The sequence below is a fragment of the Microbacterium sp. Root553 genome (genome assembly GCF_001426995.1).
Taxonomy (GTDB): Bacteria; Actinomycetota; Actinomycetes; order Actinomycetales; family Microbacteriaceae; genus Microbacterium.
The window spans coordinates 1,889,727-1,904,419 of the sequence record NZ_LMFY01000001.1 but is presented as its reverse complement, the minus strand read 5'-3'; the positions used below and the strand labels follow the sequence as shown (position 1 = coordinate 1,904,419).

General features: G+C 69.5%; 16 protein-coding genes. 4 read left to right on the top strand and 12 right to left on the bottom strand.

The genetic code is table 11. From position 1 onward, the window contains the following. The first annotated feature begins 20 nt into the window (after positions 1 to 20). A complete protein-coding gene (locus ASD43_RS08820; protein WP_056416232.1) occupies positions 21 to 656 on the top strand; it encodes an O-methyltransferase in 636 nt (211 codons plus the stop codon). A 99-nt stretch (positions 657 to 755) separates the two neighbouring features. Here ASD43_RS08820 and ASD43_RS17000 read toward each other — a convergent pair whose 3' ends face one another. The 3 genes from ASD43_RS17000 to dapE all read right to left on the bottom strand — a co-directional run bounded on the left by ASD43_RS17000 (position 756) and on the right by dapE (position 3,298). Further along, entirely contained in the window at positions 756 to 929 is a 174-nt protein-coding gene (locus ASD43_RS17000) for a DUF3117 domain-containing protein (protein WP_082069058.1), read from the bottom strand. 96 nt (positions 930 to 1,025) lie between these two features. After that, a complete protein-coding gene (locus ASD43_RS08815; protein WP_056416230.1) occupies positions 1,026 to 2,243 on the bottom strand; it encodes a hypothetical protein in 1,218 nt (405 codons plus the stop codon). Continuing rightward, on the bottom strand, positions 2,225 to 3,298 hold the full coding sequence (gene dapE / locus ASD43_RS08810) for a succinyl-diaminopimelate desuccinylase (RefSeq protein ID WP_056416227.1): 1,074 nt from the start codon (positions 3,296 to 3,298) through the stop codon (positions 2,225 to 2,227). The genes ASD43_RS08815 and dapE overlap by 19 nt, the downstream gene beginning before the upstream one ends. Positions 3,299 to 3,363: 65 nt before the next feature. Here dapE and dapD point away from each other — a divergent pair, with 65 nt between their 5' ends. Together dapD and ASD43_RS08800 are read left to right on the top strand one after the other, a co-directional pair. After that, positions 3,364 to 4,317, top strand: coding sequence for a 2,3,4,5-tetrahydropyridine-2,6-dicarboxylate N-succinyltransferase (dapD, locus tag ASD43_RS08805; RefSeq protein WP_056416222.1), 954 nt, complete (start codon positions 3,364 to 3,366; stop codon positions 4,315 to 4,317). A gap of 258 nt (positions 4,318 to 4,575) precedes the next feature. Beyond that, the gene (locus ASD43_RS08800) at positions 4,576 to 6,000 is read left to right on the top strand and encodes a DEAD/DEAH box helicase (protein ID WP_056416219.1); all 1,425 of its coding nucleotides are present in this window, start codon (positions 4,576 to 4,578) and stop codon (positions 5,998 to 6,000) included. A gap of 95 nt (positions 6,001 to 6,095) precedes the next feature. Here the strand turns inward: ASD43_RS08800 and ASD43_RS08795 are convergent, their stop codons facing one another. From ASD43_RS08795 to ASD43_RS08765, 7 genes are all read right to left on the bottom strand, one after another. Next, complete coding sequence (locus ASD43_RS08795; protein WP_056416215.1) at positions 6,096 to 6,566, bottom strand: SRPBCC family protein; 471 nt, start codon at positions 6,564 to 6,566, stop codon at positions 6,096 to 6,098. A 10-nt stretch (positions 6,567 to 6,576) separates the two neighbouring features. Next, on the bottom strand, positions 6,577 to 7,872 hold the full coding sequence (locus ASD43_RS08790) for a citrate synthase (protein ID WP_082539335.1): 1,296 nt from the start codon (positions 7,870 to 7,872) through the stop codon (positions 6,577 to 6,579). Between the two features lie 171 nt (positions 7,873 to 8,043). After that, on the bottom strand, positions 8,044 to 9,156 hold the full coding sequence (dapC, locus tag ASD43_RS08785) for a succinyldiaminopimelate transaminase (protein WP_056416212.1): 1,113 nt from the start codon (positions 9,154 to 9,156) through the stop codon (positions 8,044 to 8,046). Between the two features lie 3 nt (positions 9,157 to 9,159). After that, on the bottom strand, positions 9,160 to 9,480 hold the full coding sequence (fdxA, locus tag ASD43_RS08780; RefSeq protein WP_056416209.1) for a ferredoxin: 321 nt from the start codon (positions 9,478 to 9,480) through the stop codon (positions 9,160 to 9,162). 9 nt (positions 9,481 to 9,489) lie between these two features. Next, a complete protein-coding gene (locus ASD43_RS08775) occupies positions 9,490 to 9,879 on the bottom strand; it encodes a hypothetical protein (protein WP_056416207.1) in 390 nt (129 codons plus the stop codon). 35 nt (positions 9,880 to 9,914) lie between these two features. Beyond that, positions 9,915 to 10,229, bottom strand: coding sequence for an AzlD domain-containing protein (locus ASD43_RS08770; protein WP_056416205.1), 315 nt, complete (start codon positions 10,227 to 10,229; stop codon positions 9,915 to 9,917). After that, positions 10,226 to 10,936: an AzlC family ABC transporter permease gene (locus tag ASD43_RS08765; protein ID WP_056416202.1), complete on the bottom strand. Its 711-nt coding sequence runs from the start codon at positions 10,934 to 10,936 to the stop codon at positions 10,226 to 10,228. The genes ASD43_RS08770 and ASD43_RS08765 overlap by 4 nt, the downstream gene beginning before the upstream one ends. Before the next feature lie 93 nt (positions 10,937 to 11,029). On the opposite strand from ASD43_RS08765, the gene ASD43_RS08760 reads away from it, so the two are divergent. Then, a complete protein-coding gene (locus tag ASD43_RS08760; protein WP_056416198.1) occupies positions 11,030 to 11,578 on the top strand; it encodes a helix-turn-helix domain-containing protein in 549 nt (182 codons plus the stop codon). Between the two features lie 90 nt (positions 11,579 to 11,668). Here ASD43_RS08760 and ASD43_RS08755 read toward each other — a convergent pair whose 3' ends face one another. After that, positions 11,669 to 12,553: a hypothetical protein gene (locus ASD43_RS08755; protein WP_056416195.1), complete on the bottom strand. Its 885-nt coding sequence runs from the start codon at positions 12,551 to 12,553 to the stop codon at positions 11,669 to 11,671. Between the two features lie 165 nt (positions 12,554 to 12,718). Further along, a complete protein-coding gene (gene typA / locus ASD43_RS08750) occupies positions 12,719 to 14,632 on the bottom strand; it encodes a translational GTPase TypA (RefSeq protein WP_056416192.1) in 1,914 nt (637 codons plus the stop codon). Positions 14,633 to 14,693: the final 61 nt, after the last annotated feature.

Sequence of the window (14,693 nt, the reverse complement as noted above, 5' to 3'; positions counted from 1 at the left end):
CGAGTCGGGAGAACCAGGCAATGAGCGAGAACGATGCGAACGCACGTTTCATCCGCGAGTCCATCGTCGAGCCCGCGCCGATCGCCCGTGCCCGCGCCCATGCCCTCGAGCTCGGCGCCGCACCCGTCAGCCCCGCCGTCGGCTCCCAGATCGCGGTGCTCGCCGCGGCCACGGGCGCACGTTCCATCGTCGAGATCGGCACCGGCGCAGGGGTCTCGGGTCTCTGGCTGCTGCGCGGCGCGCCGCAGGCGGTGCTGACCTCGATCGACAACGAGCCCGAGCACCTGGCCGCCGCCCGTCAGGCATTCGCCGACGCGCGGGTCCCCGCGACGCGGGCGCGATTCATCACCGGCCGCGCCGCCGACGTGCTGCCCCGGATGAACGAGGCCTCGTACGACATCGTCCTCGTCGACGCCGACCCCGAGAACGTCATCGACTACGTCGCGCACGGCCTGCGACTCGTTCGCACCGGCGGCATGGTCCTGGTGCCCCGCATCCTGGGCGGCGGCCGCGTCGCCGACCCCGTGCAGCGCGACGAGGTCACCTCCGCGTACCGCTCGCTCGTGCAGGAGACGCAGGAGTCCCCGGTCGTGCTCGCCACCGTCTCCGCCTCGGGTGAGGGGCTGCTGCAGCTGATCAGCGTGGGCGCGTCCTGAGCCGAGGCCGTCGCGGCAGCGATTCCGGGTACGAAGAAGGGCGACGGATCGAGGATCCGTCGCCCTTCTCGTGGATCCGCATCAAGGGATCCGGGTAGATCAGGCGGGGTTCACGACGGCTGCCAGCACGTCGTGGAGTTCCTTCGCCTCGGCGTCGTTCACGGACACGACCAGTCGGCCGCCTCCTTCGAGCGGGACGCGCACGATGATGAGTCGCCCTTCTTTCACGGCCTCCATGGGTCCGTCTCCGGTCCTCGGCTTCATCGCTGCCATCGTGGGCTCCTTTTCCTCCGGTGGTATATGACCAGTTTATCGGGTGTTACCCGAACCTGGATGTCGCCTATGAAGAAATGCACCAAGCCTTAACATTCAGGGCACCTGCCAGAACGTGTTGCCGAGGGCGTAGACGTGGTAGATCCACAGCCACTGGCCCGCCAGACAGGCGACGAGGATCCCCCCGCGCCAGATGCGCGAACGCGGCACGGCGAGCGCCCCCCATGCCGGGCTCAACGGCAGCAGCAGGCGGAAAGTGCTCGACTGCGGGAAGAACACCGCGAGCAGGTACAGCAGATAGCTCGCGCTCCAGAGGCGGAGGTCGGGTCCGAGCGCTCGCAACTGGGGAAGATAGAGCAGCGCCGCCCCGGTCGCCACGACCAGGAGTACCAGAGCGATGGGTCCCCAGGCGGTCGGCAGCCCCCATTGCGCGAACCAGAACTGCGACGCCTGGATCCATCCGTCGAACGGCATGAATCCCTCCGCCCCACCCGCGATCCAGTTGCGCCGCCACGCCAGCTCCGTCGACAGATATGCGCCGGGGTCCCCCGTGACGACCGATGCGATGACCTGCCAGGCGAAGCCGCAGACCGTGGCGAGGGCGCCCAGGGCCACGATGTGCACGACCTCGCGCGCGGGCAGAGGATCGTCACGACGATGCCACCAGCGCAGGATCCCGTGGAGTCCGAGATAGAGCGCGAGGGCGAGGATGCCCGGCCGCGTGAAGGCCATGACCGGGATCAGCACGTACAGCAGCGTGTAGTGGCGGCGCACCGTGGCATCCAGAGCCAGGAAGAGCAGGAGAAGGAACAGGGTCTCGGCGTAGCCGACCTGGAACATGGCAGCGATCGGCCCCGAGGCGAAGAACGCGACAGCCCACATCGCTGCCCTGCGTCCGATCCGGTCCCGCAGCAGGCGATGCAGAGCGAGGCAGGCGAAGTACCCCGCCACGAACGAGAGCAGGAACGCGCCCATCCCCCAGGATCCGAACAGGAACCCGATGGCCTTCGCGGCGAACGCGAACACCGGCATGAACGCCCAGGCGTTCTCGGCGACGTCACCCGACGGGGTGAGCGGAAGGTCGGAGGGATACCCCTCCTCGGCGACCAGCCAGTACCACTGCGCGTCCCACGCGACGATGAAGTCCCCGAGTCCAGGGTCGGGGCCGAACCGCGACATCGGCGTCGACTGGAGGGCCGCCGCGATCATCATCGCGGTGGTGACCGCGCGCGCCGCCAGATAGATCAGTGCGATCCTGAGCGCCGGCGGGGCCGCCGCCCACCGGCGGGGGAGGGTCAGCGCGAGGTGAGCCATGCGCGCAGGCCCCGCTCGACGGCGTCGATCTGCGCGAGCGGCACCCTCTCCTCGTCGTGATGGGCCAGGTGCGGGTCGCCGGGGCCGTAGTTGACGGCGGGGATGCCGAGAGCGGAGAAACGGGCGACGTCGGTCCATCCGTACTTCGGACGGGGCTCCGCGCCGACCGCGGCGACGAAGTCCTGCGCGATCGGGGCGTCGAGGCCGGGCCTCGCACCCTCTGCCACGTCGGTGATCTCGACGTCGAAGCCCGCGAGCAGGTTGCGGATGTGGGACTCGGCGTCTGCGGCCGATTTGCTCGGCGCGAACCGGTAGTTCACCTCGACCTCGCAGGCGTCGGGGATGACGTTGCCGGCGACCCCTCCGCTGATCCGCACCGCGCTCATGCTCTCGCGATAGAGCAGACCGTCGACCGCGACCTCGCGGGCGCGGTACTCGGCGAGGCGAGCCAGGATGGGCGCGGCCCGGTGGATCGCGTTCTCGCCGATCCACGCGCGCGCGGCGTGCGCCCGGACACCGGAGGTGCGCACGATCGCACGCATGGTGCCGTTGCATCCGCCCTCCACCTCGCCGTTCGACGGCTCGCCGAGGATCGCGAAATCCGCCTGGAACAGATCGGGGCGCACGGCGGCGAGCAGCGCGAGGCCGTTCTTCGACGCCTCCACCTCTTCGTTGTCGTACCACATCCACGTGATGTCGAGCGAAGGCTCGGTGAGCTCGGCGGCGAGCTTGAGCTGCACCGCGGTGCCGCCCTTCATGTCCACCGTCCCGCGGCCCCACAGGTAGGCGACTCCCTCGATCTCGACGTCTCGGGTGGGGACGTTGTCATTGATCGGCACCGTGTCGATGTGGCCCGCGATCGCGACCCTCTGGGCACGACCGAGATTCGTGCGGGCGACGATGGTGTTGCCGTGTCGGATCACCTCGAGATGCGCGTATCCCGACACCGACTGCTCGATGGCGTCGGCGAGGGCGGTCTCGTCACCCGAGACGCTCGGGATGTCGCAGATCGCGCGGGTCAGGTCGGCGGAGGACGCTGTCAGATCGAGCACCATGCCCCCAGCCTAGTTACCCCGACATCTGTGCGAGCCTGCGCACCCGGTCGCGATAGCGTGGAGGCATGACTGAGGCGCGCACCGTGTGGGGTACCGGACTTTCGACGATCGCCGGCGACGGCACGGTTCTGGATGCCTGGTTCCCCGAGGTGTCGACCGTCGCGCCCACCGCCGCAGACGCCGCGGCGGCGCTGCTGAGCGTCGACGCCCTGGCGGGCCCGGACGAGCGGCGCAACGTGGTCGTCGAGTCCGTGCAGCTGCAGATCGACCTGGATGCCGCACCGACCTCGACCGTCGACGCGTACCTGCGCCTGCACGCGCTGTCGCACCTCGTGGTGCGCCCGAACGAGCTCAACCTCGACGGCATCTTCGCCCATCTGCCGAACGTGGCGTGGACGAATGCCGGGCCCGTGCACCCCGACGACGCCGCACGCCTTCGCCCGCTCCTGCAGCGCGCCGGCATCCAGGTGCAGGGACTCGACAAGTTCCCCCGCCTCACCGACTACGTGCAGCCGACGGGCGTACGGATCGCCGACGCCTCACGCGTCCGCCTCGGCGCACATCTCTCCCCCGGCACGACGGTGATGCACGAGGGCTTCGTGAACTTCAACGCCGGCACGCTGGGCGCCTCGATGGTGGAGGGCCGCATCTCGCAGGGCGTCGTCGTCGGCGACGGCAGCGACATCGGAGGCGGATCCTCGATCATGGGCACGCTGTCGGGTGGCGGCTCGCATCGCGTCTCGATCGGCGCGCGCACCCTTCTGGGCGCGAACGCAGGAATCGGCATCTCGCTCGGAGACGACTGCGTCGTCGAAGCCGGACTCTACGTCACGGCCGGCACCAAGATCGTGCTCGTCGACGGCCCCGCGCTGCCGGACGGCGGGCGGAAGACCGTGAAGGGCGCCGACCTGTCCGGCCACGACGGGCTGCTCTTCCGTCGCAACTCCCTCAGCGGCGCGGTCGAGGCCGTGCGTCGCGCAGGAGTCGGCGTCACGCTGAACGAGGCGCTGCACGCCTGACGTCCTGATCTCGGGCGGGAAGGCGGGCGCACGCCGCGCGACCCGCGGATGCCGGGCTCCCAGGCTCCTCTGCACCTCGCGTGCTAGGGTGAGGTCGACGCTCCTCGCGATGCGAAGCGTCTGCGTCGTCGACACGCTCCCGCACCACTTGCCTGGTTCTGGCCATTTCGAACGGCGAAACGATGCGCGATCCCGCGCCGTCGCCCACCTTCCCGCACCCGGCATTCCTGTTCGTGCGTGCATTCTCGGAGATATCCCATGACTTCCTTCCTCGATCTCGGCGTGCCCGCCGACCTCGCCGCCGTCCTCTCGAAGGACGGCAAGACCGAGGCGTTCGCCATCCAGCGCGACACGCTTCCCGACTCCCTCGCCGGTCGCGACCTCCTCGGCCGCGGCCGTACCGGCAGCGGCAAGACGATCGCGTTCGCGCTCCCCCTCGTCGCCCGCCTGTCCTCGTCGTCGCGCAAGGGCCGTCCCGGCCACCCGCGCGGCCTCGTGCTCGCCCCGACCCGCGAGCTCGCCACCCAGATCGCCGCGACCATCGCGCCGCTCGCCGAGGCCAAGGGCCTGCGCGTCACCACCGTCTTCGGCGGTGTGAGCCAGCGTCCGCAGGAGACCGCGATGCGCAACGGCGTCGACATCGTCGTCGCGTGCCCCGGCCGCCTGGAAGACCTCATGAAGCAGCGGATCGTGCAGCTCGACGCCGTCGAGGTCACCGTGCTCGACGAGGCCGACCACATGGCCGACCTCGGGTTCCTGCCCGGTGTCACCCGCATCCTGACCGCCACCCCGGCCGGCGGCCAGCGTCTGCTGTTCAGCGCGACCCTCGACCGCGGCATCGACACGCTCGCCCGCCGCTTCCTCTCGAACGCGGTGAGCCACGAGGTCGACGAGGAGAGCGTGCCCGTGGGCGAGATGACGCACCGCGTGCTCGTCGTCGACTCGACCGACAACAAGACCACCCTCGTGCGCGACCTCGCCTCCGGCACCGGCCGCCGCATCCTGTTCACCCGCACCAAGCACCAGGCGAAGAAGCTCGCCAAGCAGCTCACCGCCGCGGGCATCCCCTCGGTCGACCTGCACGGCAACCTGTCGCAGAATGCCCGTGAGCGCAACCTCAGCGCGTTCTCGTCCGACCCGGCCGACGGAGGCGTGCGCGTGCTCGTCGCCACCGACGTCGCCGCGCGCGGCGTGCACGTCGACAACGTCGACCTGGTCGTGCACGTCGACCCGCCCATGGAGCACAAGGCGTACCTGCACCGCTCGGGCCGCACCGCCCGCGCAGGCGCGGCCGGGACGGTCGTCACGGTCGTGCTCCCGGAGCAGCGTCGCGATGTGAAGGACCTGTTGCGCAAGGCTGCGATCACGGCCGCTCTCGAGCCCGTGACCACCGATGCCGTCACCGAGCTGGTTCCCGAGCGTGCCCCGCACGTGCGACCGGCACCGGTGCAGGCCCCGCAGCAGCGCCAGACGCCCAAGCAGCGTCCCGCCGGCGGCGAGCGCAACTCCGCCGCCACTCCCCCGTCCCGCCGCAGCCGTCGCCCCCGTGGCGGCCAGGGTGGTCAGGGTGCCCAGGGCGGAGCGACGGCCGGAGCACGCCAGGGCGGTGGAGCCCGTCAGGGCGGCCAGTCTCGCGCCGGCGGCCAGGGCGGTCGCGGCCGGGGCGGCTCGCAGGGCCGCTGACCCACAGACACCGAGGCGGGTGCGCGGATGCTCAGGCATCGGCGCACCCGCCTTCTCGTGTGCCCGGGGCGTCGCCTTCCCGCCCCACGCAGCGGTCAGCGTGACACGGCCGCCAGGACCTCGGGGTCCGCGCATCCGCGGACGAAACCGTCGAGTCGCCGCCGGATCTCCGCACCGAGCACGCGCGCGCCGATCCACTCCGCGAGGGGGGCGAGCCACGCAGGGCGGCACGAGAAGTTGTACTTCCACACCGCCAGCGTTCCCTCGGGAACGGCCGTGAACCGCCAGCCTCCACCGAGCTTCGCGAAGAACCAGGGACCGCGCTCCATCACCATGCCCACATTCGTCGGGGGCGCGTAGGAGACGTACCGGCTCACCATCGAGAGGCCGAAGCGCTGCCGCGTGAACGTTCGCACACCCTTCGCCGCGACATCCGCCTCATCGAGGAAGTGCTGCTCGCTGATGAAGGGATCCCAGCGCCGCCGAACCGCGCCGGTCAGCTGGGAGACCGCGAAGGCGGTCGCCGGGTCGACCGGCACGATGGCCTCGGCGCTGACGACGGGCATCGACGCCGCGTCAGAGGGTCTGGAAGGTGCGCTCGGGCGAGCCCGTGTACAGCTGCTGCGGGCGACCGATCTTGGTCTGCGGGTCGAGCTGCAGCTCCCGCCACTGGGCGAGCCAGCCGGGCAGGCGTCCGATCGCGAACAGCACCGTGAACATGCGCGTCGGGAAGCCCATCGCCTTGTAGATCACGCCGGTGTAGAAGTCGACGTTCGGGTACAGACGACGCTCCTTGAAGTAGTCGTCGGCGAGCGCGATCTCTTCGAGCTCCTGCGCGAGGTCGAGCAGCGGATCGGTGACGCCCAGCTCGGCGAGCACCTCGCCCGCGGCTTCCTTGACGAGCTTGGCGCGCGGGTCGTAGTTCTTGTAGACGCGGTGCCCGAAGCCCATCAGCTTCACGCCCTCTTCCTTGTTCTTCACCCGCTCCACGAAGCGGGAGACGCTCTGCCCCGAGTCGCGGATCTGGCCGAGCATGGTGAGCACCGCCTCATTCGCCCCGCCGTGCAGCGGTCCGGAGAGAGCCTGGATGCCGGCGGAGACCGAGGCGAACTGGTTCGCACCGGTGGACCCGACCAGGCGGACCGTCGAGGTCGACGCGTTCTGCTCGTGGTCCTCGTGCAGGATCAGCAGCAGCTCGAGCGCCTTCGACATCACGGGGTTCATCTCGTAGGGCTCCGACAGGACGCCGAAGTTCAGCTTGAGGAAGTTCTCGACGAAGCCGAGCGAGTTGTCGGGATACAGGAAGGCCTGACCGACGCTCTTCTTGTGGGCGTACGCCGCGATCACCGGAAGCTTCGCGAGCATGCGGATCGTGTTGAGCTCCACGTGCTCGGGGTTGTGCGGGTCGGTCTCGCCCTCGTAGTACGTCGAGAGCGCGGCGACGGCCGACGACAGCACCGACATCGGATGCGCGGTGTGCGGGAGCGCGGAGAAGAAGCGCTTGAGGTCTTCGTGCAGCAGCGTGTGACGACGGATCTTCTCGTCGAACTCCGCGAGCTCACCGGCGGAGGGCAGCTCGCCGTAGATCAGCAGCCACGCGACCTCGAGGTAGCTCGTCTTGCCGGCCAGCTGCTCGATCGGATATCCGCGGTAGCGCAGGATGCCCTGGTCACCGTCGATGAAGGTGATCGCGGACTTCGTCGACGCGGTGTTGACGAACCCGTAGTCGAGTCCCGTGTACCCCGTCTGCTTCGTCAGGGTCGACAGATCGATGCTGTCGTTCCCTGCCGTGCCGCGCACGATCGGGAACTCTGCGGTGGTCTCACCGATCGACAGCTTCGCGATGGGCTGCTGCTCTGCCGCTGCGCTCACGCGGGCCTCCTCGTGGGTTCTTCTTCAAAGCCGGATGTGGCGATGTCACGGCGCTGTGCGCCAGGCCGGATCGAGATCGTCGATCCACGACCGAAATCGCCTTTACAGCCTAGTAGGCGCATCGGCCTACTGTGACAAGGCACAAAAGAACGATGGGTCTGGGGGGAATGTCTACAGGGAGTGCTCGCGAAGGCGCCGCGCGCCCTCCATGATCCGCTCGGTCGGTGCGGTGAGCGCGAGCCGTACGTGCCGAGTCGAATGCGGTCCGTAGAACGGCCCCGGTCCGGCGAGGATGCCGAGATCCGCGAGCCTCGCGATGCTCGCCCATGCGTCCTGACCCTCGGTCGCCCAGAGGTAGAGCCCCGCCTCGGACCCGTCGATCCGGAAGCCCGCAGCCTCCAGCGCCGGCCGCAGAGCGTCTCGCCGCGTCCGGTACAGCTCTTTCTGCGCGGCGACGTGCGCATCGTCGCCCAGCGCCACCGCCATCGCGTGCTGCACGGGCTCCGGCGGCATGAGCCCCAGGTGCTTGCGGGCCGTGAGCAGGTCGCCCACGATCCGCGCGCATCCGGCGACGAAGGCCGCGCGATAGCCGGCGAGGTTGGACTGCTTGCTCAGAGAGTAAACGCTGAGCAGATTCGCCCTGCTACCCCCGGTCACGCGGGGGTCGAGGATCGAGGGGATGCTCTCGCTCGCCCAGCGGCCGTCCCAGCCGAGCTCCGCGTAGCATTCGTCGCTGGCGAGCACCGCACCGAGCTCTCGTGCGCGATCCACAGCGGCCGTCAGCTCGTCGACCGTCCACGTGCGTCCGTCGGGATTGCCGGGAGTGTTGATCCAGATGAGCTTCGTGCCCTCCGGCCAGTCCGCGGGTTCGTCGGCGGCGACGGGCGTCGCACCGACCACCCGTGCACCGACCTCATAGGTCGGATAGGCGATGCGCGGATGCACCACGACGTCGCCCGCACCCAGGCCCAGCAGCGTCGGGAGGAGCGCGACGAGCTCTTTGGAGCCGATCGTGGGGAGCACGTTGTCGACCGTGAGGTCGGGCACACCCCGGCGTCGCCGGTACCAGTCGACGATCGCCTCGCGCAGTGCGGGCGTGCCGACGGTCTGCGGGTACGCGTGCGCGTCGGTGGCTTCGGCGAGCGCCCGACGGATCAGCTCCGGAGTGGGGTCGACGGGCGAGCCGACCGAGAGGTCGACGATCCCGCGCGGGTGCAGCGCCGCACGCTCGCGATACGGGGCGACGGCATCCCAGGGATAGTCTGCGAGGTCGCGGACGCTCACGGGCTACTCGCCCTGAGGCGGGAGCGCGGCGATGACGGGGTGGTCGTGCGCGATGACGCCGACCTTCGCCGCACCGCCGGGCGAGCCGACCTCGTCGAAGAACTCGACATTGGCCTTGTAGTAGTCCTGCCACTCGTCGGGCAGATCGTCTTCGTAGTAGATGGCCTCGACGGGGCATACCGGCTCGCACGCACCGCAGTCGACGCATTCGTCGGGGTGGATGTACAGCGAGCGTTCACCCTCGTAGATACAGTCAACGGGGCACTCGTCGATGCAGGCGCGGTCCTTGACATCGACGCACGGAAGGGCGATCACATACGTCACCCCCTCAGTCTACGACTCGCTGCCGGTCCGATCGCCCATCGGCATCCGAGACAGACGCGGCCACGCCACGGCGAGCAGCACGAGACCGGCGACGAGGTAGATCCAGATCCGGCCGCTCAGTGTGTCCTCCACCACGACCGAGCCACCGGGACCGACCCCGGAGATGAGCACGAGCATGCCCAGCATCCCGAGCCCTGCGGCCAGCGTCGCCCCGCGGTCGTGGGTGAGGGCGCGGATGGCCACGAGGATCGCCCCGCAGGCGATGGCGCCGACGATCAGGCCGAGCGGCACGGGGCCCCACATCAGGCTGTGGCCGATGGTGCCCGCGACACCGAACACGCCGCCGACGAGGGCCGCGGCGATCCAGGACAGCACCCGGGAGATCCAACCGTTACGCACCAGACGATCCTACGCGCGGTGCGCACCCTCCCCGCTCACCCTGCGAGACCGAGCAGGCGCAGCACGGCGGCCACGGCGGCGGCCGCGACGACGACCACGAGAAACGACTGTCGCAGCCAGAGCAGTCCGGCGGCGACGAGCAGCGCGGGGACCCGCGCATCGACGATCACCGCCTGCCCCGCTCCGAGGCTCTGCACCGCCACGAGCGCGGCGAGCAGGGCGACCGTGAGCAGGTCGGAGATGCGCGCGGGACGCGGCGCCTCGAGCACTCGGGTCGGCACCAGGTATCCGGCAGCCTTCAGCCCCAGACAGATCAGCGCCGCCAGCAGGATGGCGCTCCAGACGCTCATGACACTCCCCCGTCGTCGATGGCGCGCACCGACGGCTTCCGCCCCAGCCAATCGAACCACCCGACGACGACGGCGACCACGGCCGCGACCAGGACCGGCAGACCGGGCATGAGCACCGGGGTGAGCGCCGCGGCGACGACGGCGGCCGCGATGCCCACCGCGATCGCCTGGCGCTCCTTCAGCCGCGGCCACAGCAGCGCGAGGAAGGCGGCGGCGGCCGCGGCATCCAGCCCCCAGGTCCGAGGATCACCGAGGACATCTCCGACCAGCGCGCCTATCAGGGTGGTGAGGTTCCATCCGAGGAAGATGCCGATCCCGGTGACCCAGAATCCCACTCGACGAAGACGCGGGTCGCTCTGGGAGATCGCCACAGCCGTCGACTCGTCGATCGTGAAGGGAGCGGCGGCGACCCGCCGGGCGGGGGTCGTCCCCACGATCGGGGCCATGCGCATCCCGTAGGCGACGTTGCGCACTCCGAGCAGCACGGCCGATGCGATCGCCGAAGGGAGCGCCGACACTCCCCCGGCGGCGAAGACGCCCACGAACGCGAACTGGGACCCACCGGTGAACATCAGCAGGCTGAGGACGCACGCCTGCCAGACGTCGAGTCCCGAGGCCACGGCGAGCGCGCCGAAGGAGACGCCGTACGCGCTCGTCGCGAGCACCACTCCGAGCGCTTCGCGCCATACCTCGCGCTCCGCGCTCACCGGCGTAACGTTCGATTCACTGAACACATGATCATCATCATGAACACGAAGGGCGGGATAGTCAAGCGAACGATCGTTTGACATGATGAACACATGGAAGATCTCCGCACGCGGATCGCGCGCACGCTCCGCAGAGAGCGCGAGGGTGCGGGCCTGTCCGTCTCGGAGCTCGGCCGTCGCGCCGGCATCTCCAAGGCGACGGTCTCGCAGCTCGAGTCCGGATCGGGCAACCCCAGCGTCGAGACCCTGTGGGCGCTGGGCGTCGCTCTCGGCGTCCCGTTCGCCGTGCTCGTCGACGAACAGACCAACGCGCCGACTCTCATCCGGGCCGCAGATCTCTCCGGGGTGCCCTCGTCGGCCGCGGACTACAGCGCCACGCTCCTGTCTGCGAGCCCGCCCGGCGCCCGGCGGGACATCTACCTCATCACCGCCGAACCGGGCGACCCCCGCCGTTCGGATCCGCACCATGCCGGGACCACCGAGCATGTGATCCTGCTCTCCGGGCAGGCGCAGATCGGTCCCGCCGACGAGCCGGTGCTGCTGAACCCGGGCGACTACCTCTCCTACCCGGGAGACGCTCCGCACGTGTTCGAGGCGACGGCTCCCGGCACCAGGGCCGTGCTCATCTCCGAGTTGCGGTGACTCGGGAGCGGGCGCCGCACCCCGCGTCCTGCGCCGCCCGTCCCGCGCCTCGCGGAGAAGGGGATCGCGGCGCAGGGCGCGCCGATCCGCTCAGTACCAGTTGACGGACTGCGAGTGCGACCAGGCACTGCACGGCGTGCCGTAGACCGACGAGATGTACCCGAGGCCCCAGCGGATCTGCGTGGCCGCGTTCGTCTGCCAGTCGGAGCCGGCGGACGCCATCTTGCTGCCGGGCAGAGCCTGTGGGATGCCCGTCGCACCACCGGACGCGTTGTAGGCCTGGTAGTTCCAGCCCGACTCCTTGGTCCACAGCGAGTTCAGGCAGGAGAACTGGTCCTCTCCCCACCCGTACTGGCTCGAGGCGATGTCGCGGGCCGCGGCCTTGGCGCCGTCGACCGTGTTGGTCTGCGCGAGCACTGCAGCCTCCTGAGCGGCCTGGGCGGCAGCGGCGTCTGCGGCCGCCTTGGCCTCCTGCGCCGTCGTGTACGACTGCTGGAGCGCTGCCGTCTCGGCGGTGATCTCCTCGATACCGGTCACCGTGTAGGCCGTGAGGCTCGAGAGCTCGCGGTGCGAGAGTCCGTCGCGGTCCGCGAGCTGACCGACCCAGGTGGTCACGTCGGAGGTGTCGACGGATGCGGGCGCGGCACCGAGGTCGAGGCCCGATGCTGCGACCTCGGCGTTCACCGCCTCGGCTGCGGCGACGGCATCCTTCGCCGCGACCATCGTGAGCGCGGAGTCGTCGACGCTCTTCGCGGGCGCCTCCTCCGCACCGGTGACGAACGACGCGACGCTGGCGACGGCATCCGGCATCTCGGCGCCTGCCGCCGGCGCCGAGACCATGCCGACGGTCAGCGCGAGGCCGAGCACGCCTCCGGTGATGGTGCCGAGGATCAGTTTCGGACGGCGGGCGGTGATGGCGTTCCTGGCGTCGGCTGCGGCGTTGGCGCGCCGAAGGGCACGGGAGGTGTGAAGCATGGGGGTGTGACTTTCGGGTGGTCGTACGCCCGTCGCGGGACACTCATCGGGAGATCGCCCCAGGCGCAAGGTAACGATTCTGCAACGGCCCACCTGTGCGCTTCATGAGAAAAGGGCCCTGCACCAGCCATTTCGGCGGTGCAGGGCCCTTTTCGCAGGCGATTCTCAGACGCTGGCGTCCTGACGCTTCATCCTCGCGGTCTCGCGCGCGCGGGTGTTCGCGTCGAGGTTGACCTTGCGGATGCGCACGACCTCGGGCGTGACCTCGACGCATTCGTCGTCACGCGCGAACTCGAGGCTCTCCTCGAGGGTGAGCTGGCGCGGGGGCGTCATCGACTCGAAGGTGTCGGAGCTCGCCGCACGCATGTTGGTGAGCTTCTTCTCCTTCGTGATGTTGACGTCCATGTCGTCGGCGCGGGAGTTCTCGCCGATGACCATGCCCTCGTAGACCTCCTGCGTGGGCTGCACGAAGAACGACATCCGCTCCTGCAGGGCGATCATCGCGAACGGGGTGACGACACCCTGACGGTCGGCGACGATCGAGCCGTTCTGACGGGTCGTGATGGAACCGGCCCACGGCTCGTAGCCGTGGGAGATCGCGTTCGCGATTCCGGTGCCGCGGGTCGTGGTGAGGAACTCGCTGCGGAAGCCGATGAGGCCACGCGACGGGACGATGAACTCCATGCGCACCCAGCCGGTGCCGTGGTTCGTCATGTTCTCCATGCGGCCCTTGCGGTTCGCGAGCAGCTGCGTGATCGCTCCGAGGTGCTCCTCCGGCGTGTCGATCGTGAGGTGCTCGAAGGGCTCGTAGGTCTTGCCGTCGATCTTCTTCGTGACCACCTGCGGCTTGCCGACAGTGAGCTCGAAGCCCTCGCGACGCATGTTCTCGACCAGGATGGCGAGAGCCAGCTCGCCACGACCCTGCACCTCCCACGCATCCGGGCGTCCGATGTCGACGACCTTGAGCGAGACGTTTCCGATGAGCTCCTTGTCGAGACGGTCCTTGACCATGCGCGCCGTGAGCTTGTGGCCCTTCACCTTGCCCATGAGGGGCGACGTGTTGGTTCCGATCGTCATCGAGATGGCGGGGTCGTCGACCGTGATCGCGGGCAGCGGACGGACGTCCTCGGGGTCGGCGATGGTCTCGCCGATCGTGATGTCGCTGAAACCGGCGATGGCGACGATGTCGCCGGGGCCGGCGTCCTCGGCCGGGTAGCGCTCGAGAGCACGGGTCTTCAGCAGCTCGGTGATGCGCGCGTTCTGGTGCGTGCCGTCGGCACGGACCCAGGCGACGGTCTGACCCTTCTTGAGCGTGCCGTTGAAGACGCGCAGCAGCGCGAGACGACCGAGGAAGGGGCTGGAGTCGAGGTTGGTGACCCAGGCCTGCAGCGGGGCCTCGTCGTCGTACGACGGGGCGGGGACGTGCTGGAGGATCGCCTCGAAGAGCGGCTCGAGGTCGTCGTTGTCGGGCAGCGAACCGTCGGCCGGACGGTTCTGCGATGCCGCGCCGGCGCGACCGGAGGCGTAGACGACGGGCACGTCGAGCAGTGCATCGACATCGAGGTCGGGCACGTCGTCGACGAGGTCGGACGCGAGACCGAGCAGCAGGTCGTGCGCCTCTTCTTCGACCTCGGCGATACGCGCGTCGGGGCGGTCGGTCTTGTTGACCAGCAGGATGACGGGCAGCTTCGACTCGAGAGCCTTGCGGAGCACGAAGCGGGTCTGCGGAAGCGGGCCCTCGCTCGCGTCGACGAGCAGCACGACACCGTCGACCATGGAGAGGCCGCGCTCGACCTCGCCGCCGAAGTCGGCGTGACCGGGGGTGTCGATCACGTTGATCGTGATCTCCTTGCCCTCGGCGTGCTTGCCCTTGTACGTGATCGCCGTGTTCTTGGCGAGGATCGTGATGCCCTTCTCACGCTCGAGGTCGTTCGAGTCCATGGCACGCTCATCGACGTGGGCGTGTTCGCCGAAGGAGCCCGTCTGACGCAGCATGGCGTCGACGAGAGTGGTCTTGCCGTGGTCGACGTGCGCGACGATTGCGACGTTGCGGAGGTCAGAGCGGAGGGCGTGCGCCATGCAGGAGTCCTAAAGAGTGTGGGTTTTTGCCGAGAAGCCGACGGGACAGCCTATCGCACCC

Excerpts from the sequence above, each read along its gene's own strand:
- ASD43_RS08815 (WP_056416230.1), bottom strand. The coding sequence starts at position 2,243 with ATGGCTCACCTCGCGCTGACCCTCCCCCGCCGGTGGGCGGCGGCCCCG.
- ASD43_RS08795 (WP_056416215.1), bottom strand. The coding sequence starts at position 6,566 with ATGCCCGTCGTCAGCGCCGAGGCCATCGTGCCGGTCGACCCGGCGACC.
- ASD43_RS17000 (WP_082069058.1), bottom strand. The coding sequence starts at position 929 with ATGGCAGCGATGAAGCCGAGGACCGGAGACGGACCCATGGAGGCCGTG.
- ASD43_RS08800 (WP_056416219.1), top strand. The coding sequence starts at position 4,576 with ATGACTTCCTTCCTCGATCTCGGCGTGCCCGCCGACCTCGCCGCCGTC.
- ASD43_RS08755 (WP_056416195.1), bottom strand. The coding sequence starts at position 12,553 with ATGCTTCACACCTCCCGTGCCCTTCGGCGCGCCAACGCCGCAGCCGAC.
- ASD43_RS08760 (WP_056416198.1), top strand. The coding sequence starts at position 11,030 with ATGGAAGATCTCCGCACGCGGATCGCGCGCACGCTCCGCAGAGAGCGC.
- ASD43_RS08820 (WP_056416232.1), top strand. The coding sequence starts at position 21 with ATGAGCGAGAACGATGCGAACGCACGTTTCATCCGCGAGTCCATCGTC.
- ASD43_RS08770 (WP_056416205.1), bottom strand. The coding sequence starts at position 10,229 with ATGAGCGTCTGGAGCGCCATCCTGCTGGCGGCGCTGATCTGTCTGGGG.
- typA (WP_056416192.1), bottom strand. The coding sequence starts at position 14,632 with ATGGCGCACGCCCTCCGCTCTGACCTCCGCAACGTCGCAATCGTCGCG.
- dapD (WP_056416222.1), top strand. The coding sequence starts at position 3,364 with ATGACTGAGGCGCGCACCGTGTGGGGTACCGGACTTTCGACGATCGCC.
- dapE (WP_056416227.1), bottom strand. The coding sequence starts at position 3,298 with ATGGTGCTCGATCTGACAGCGTCCTCCGCCGACCTGACCCGCGCGATC.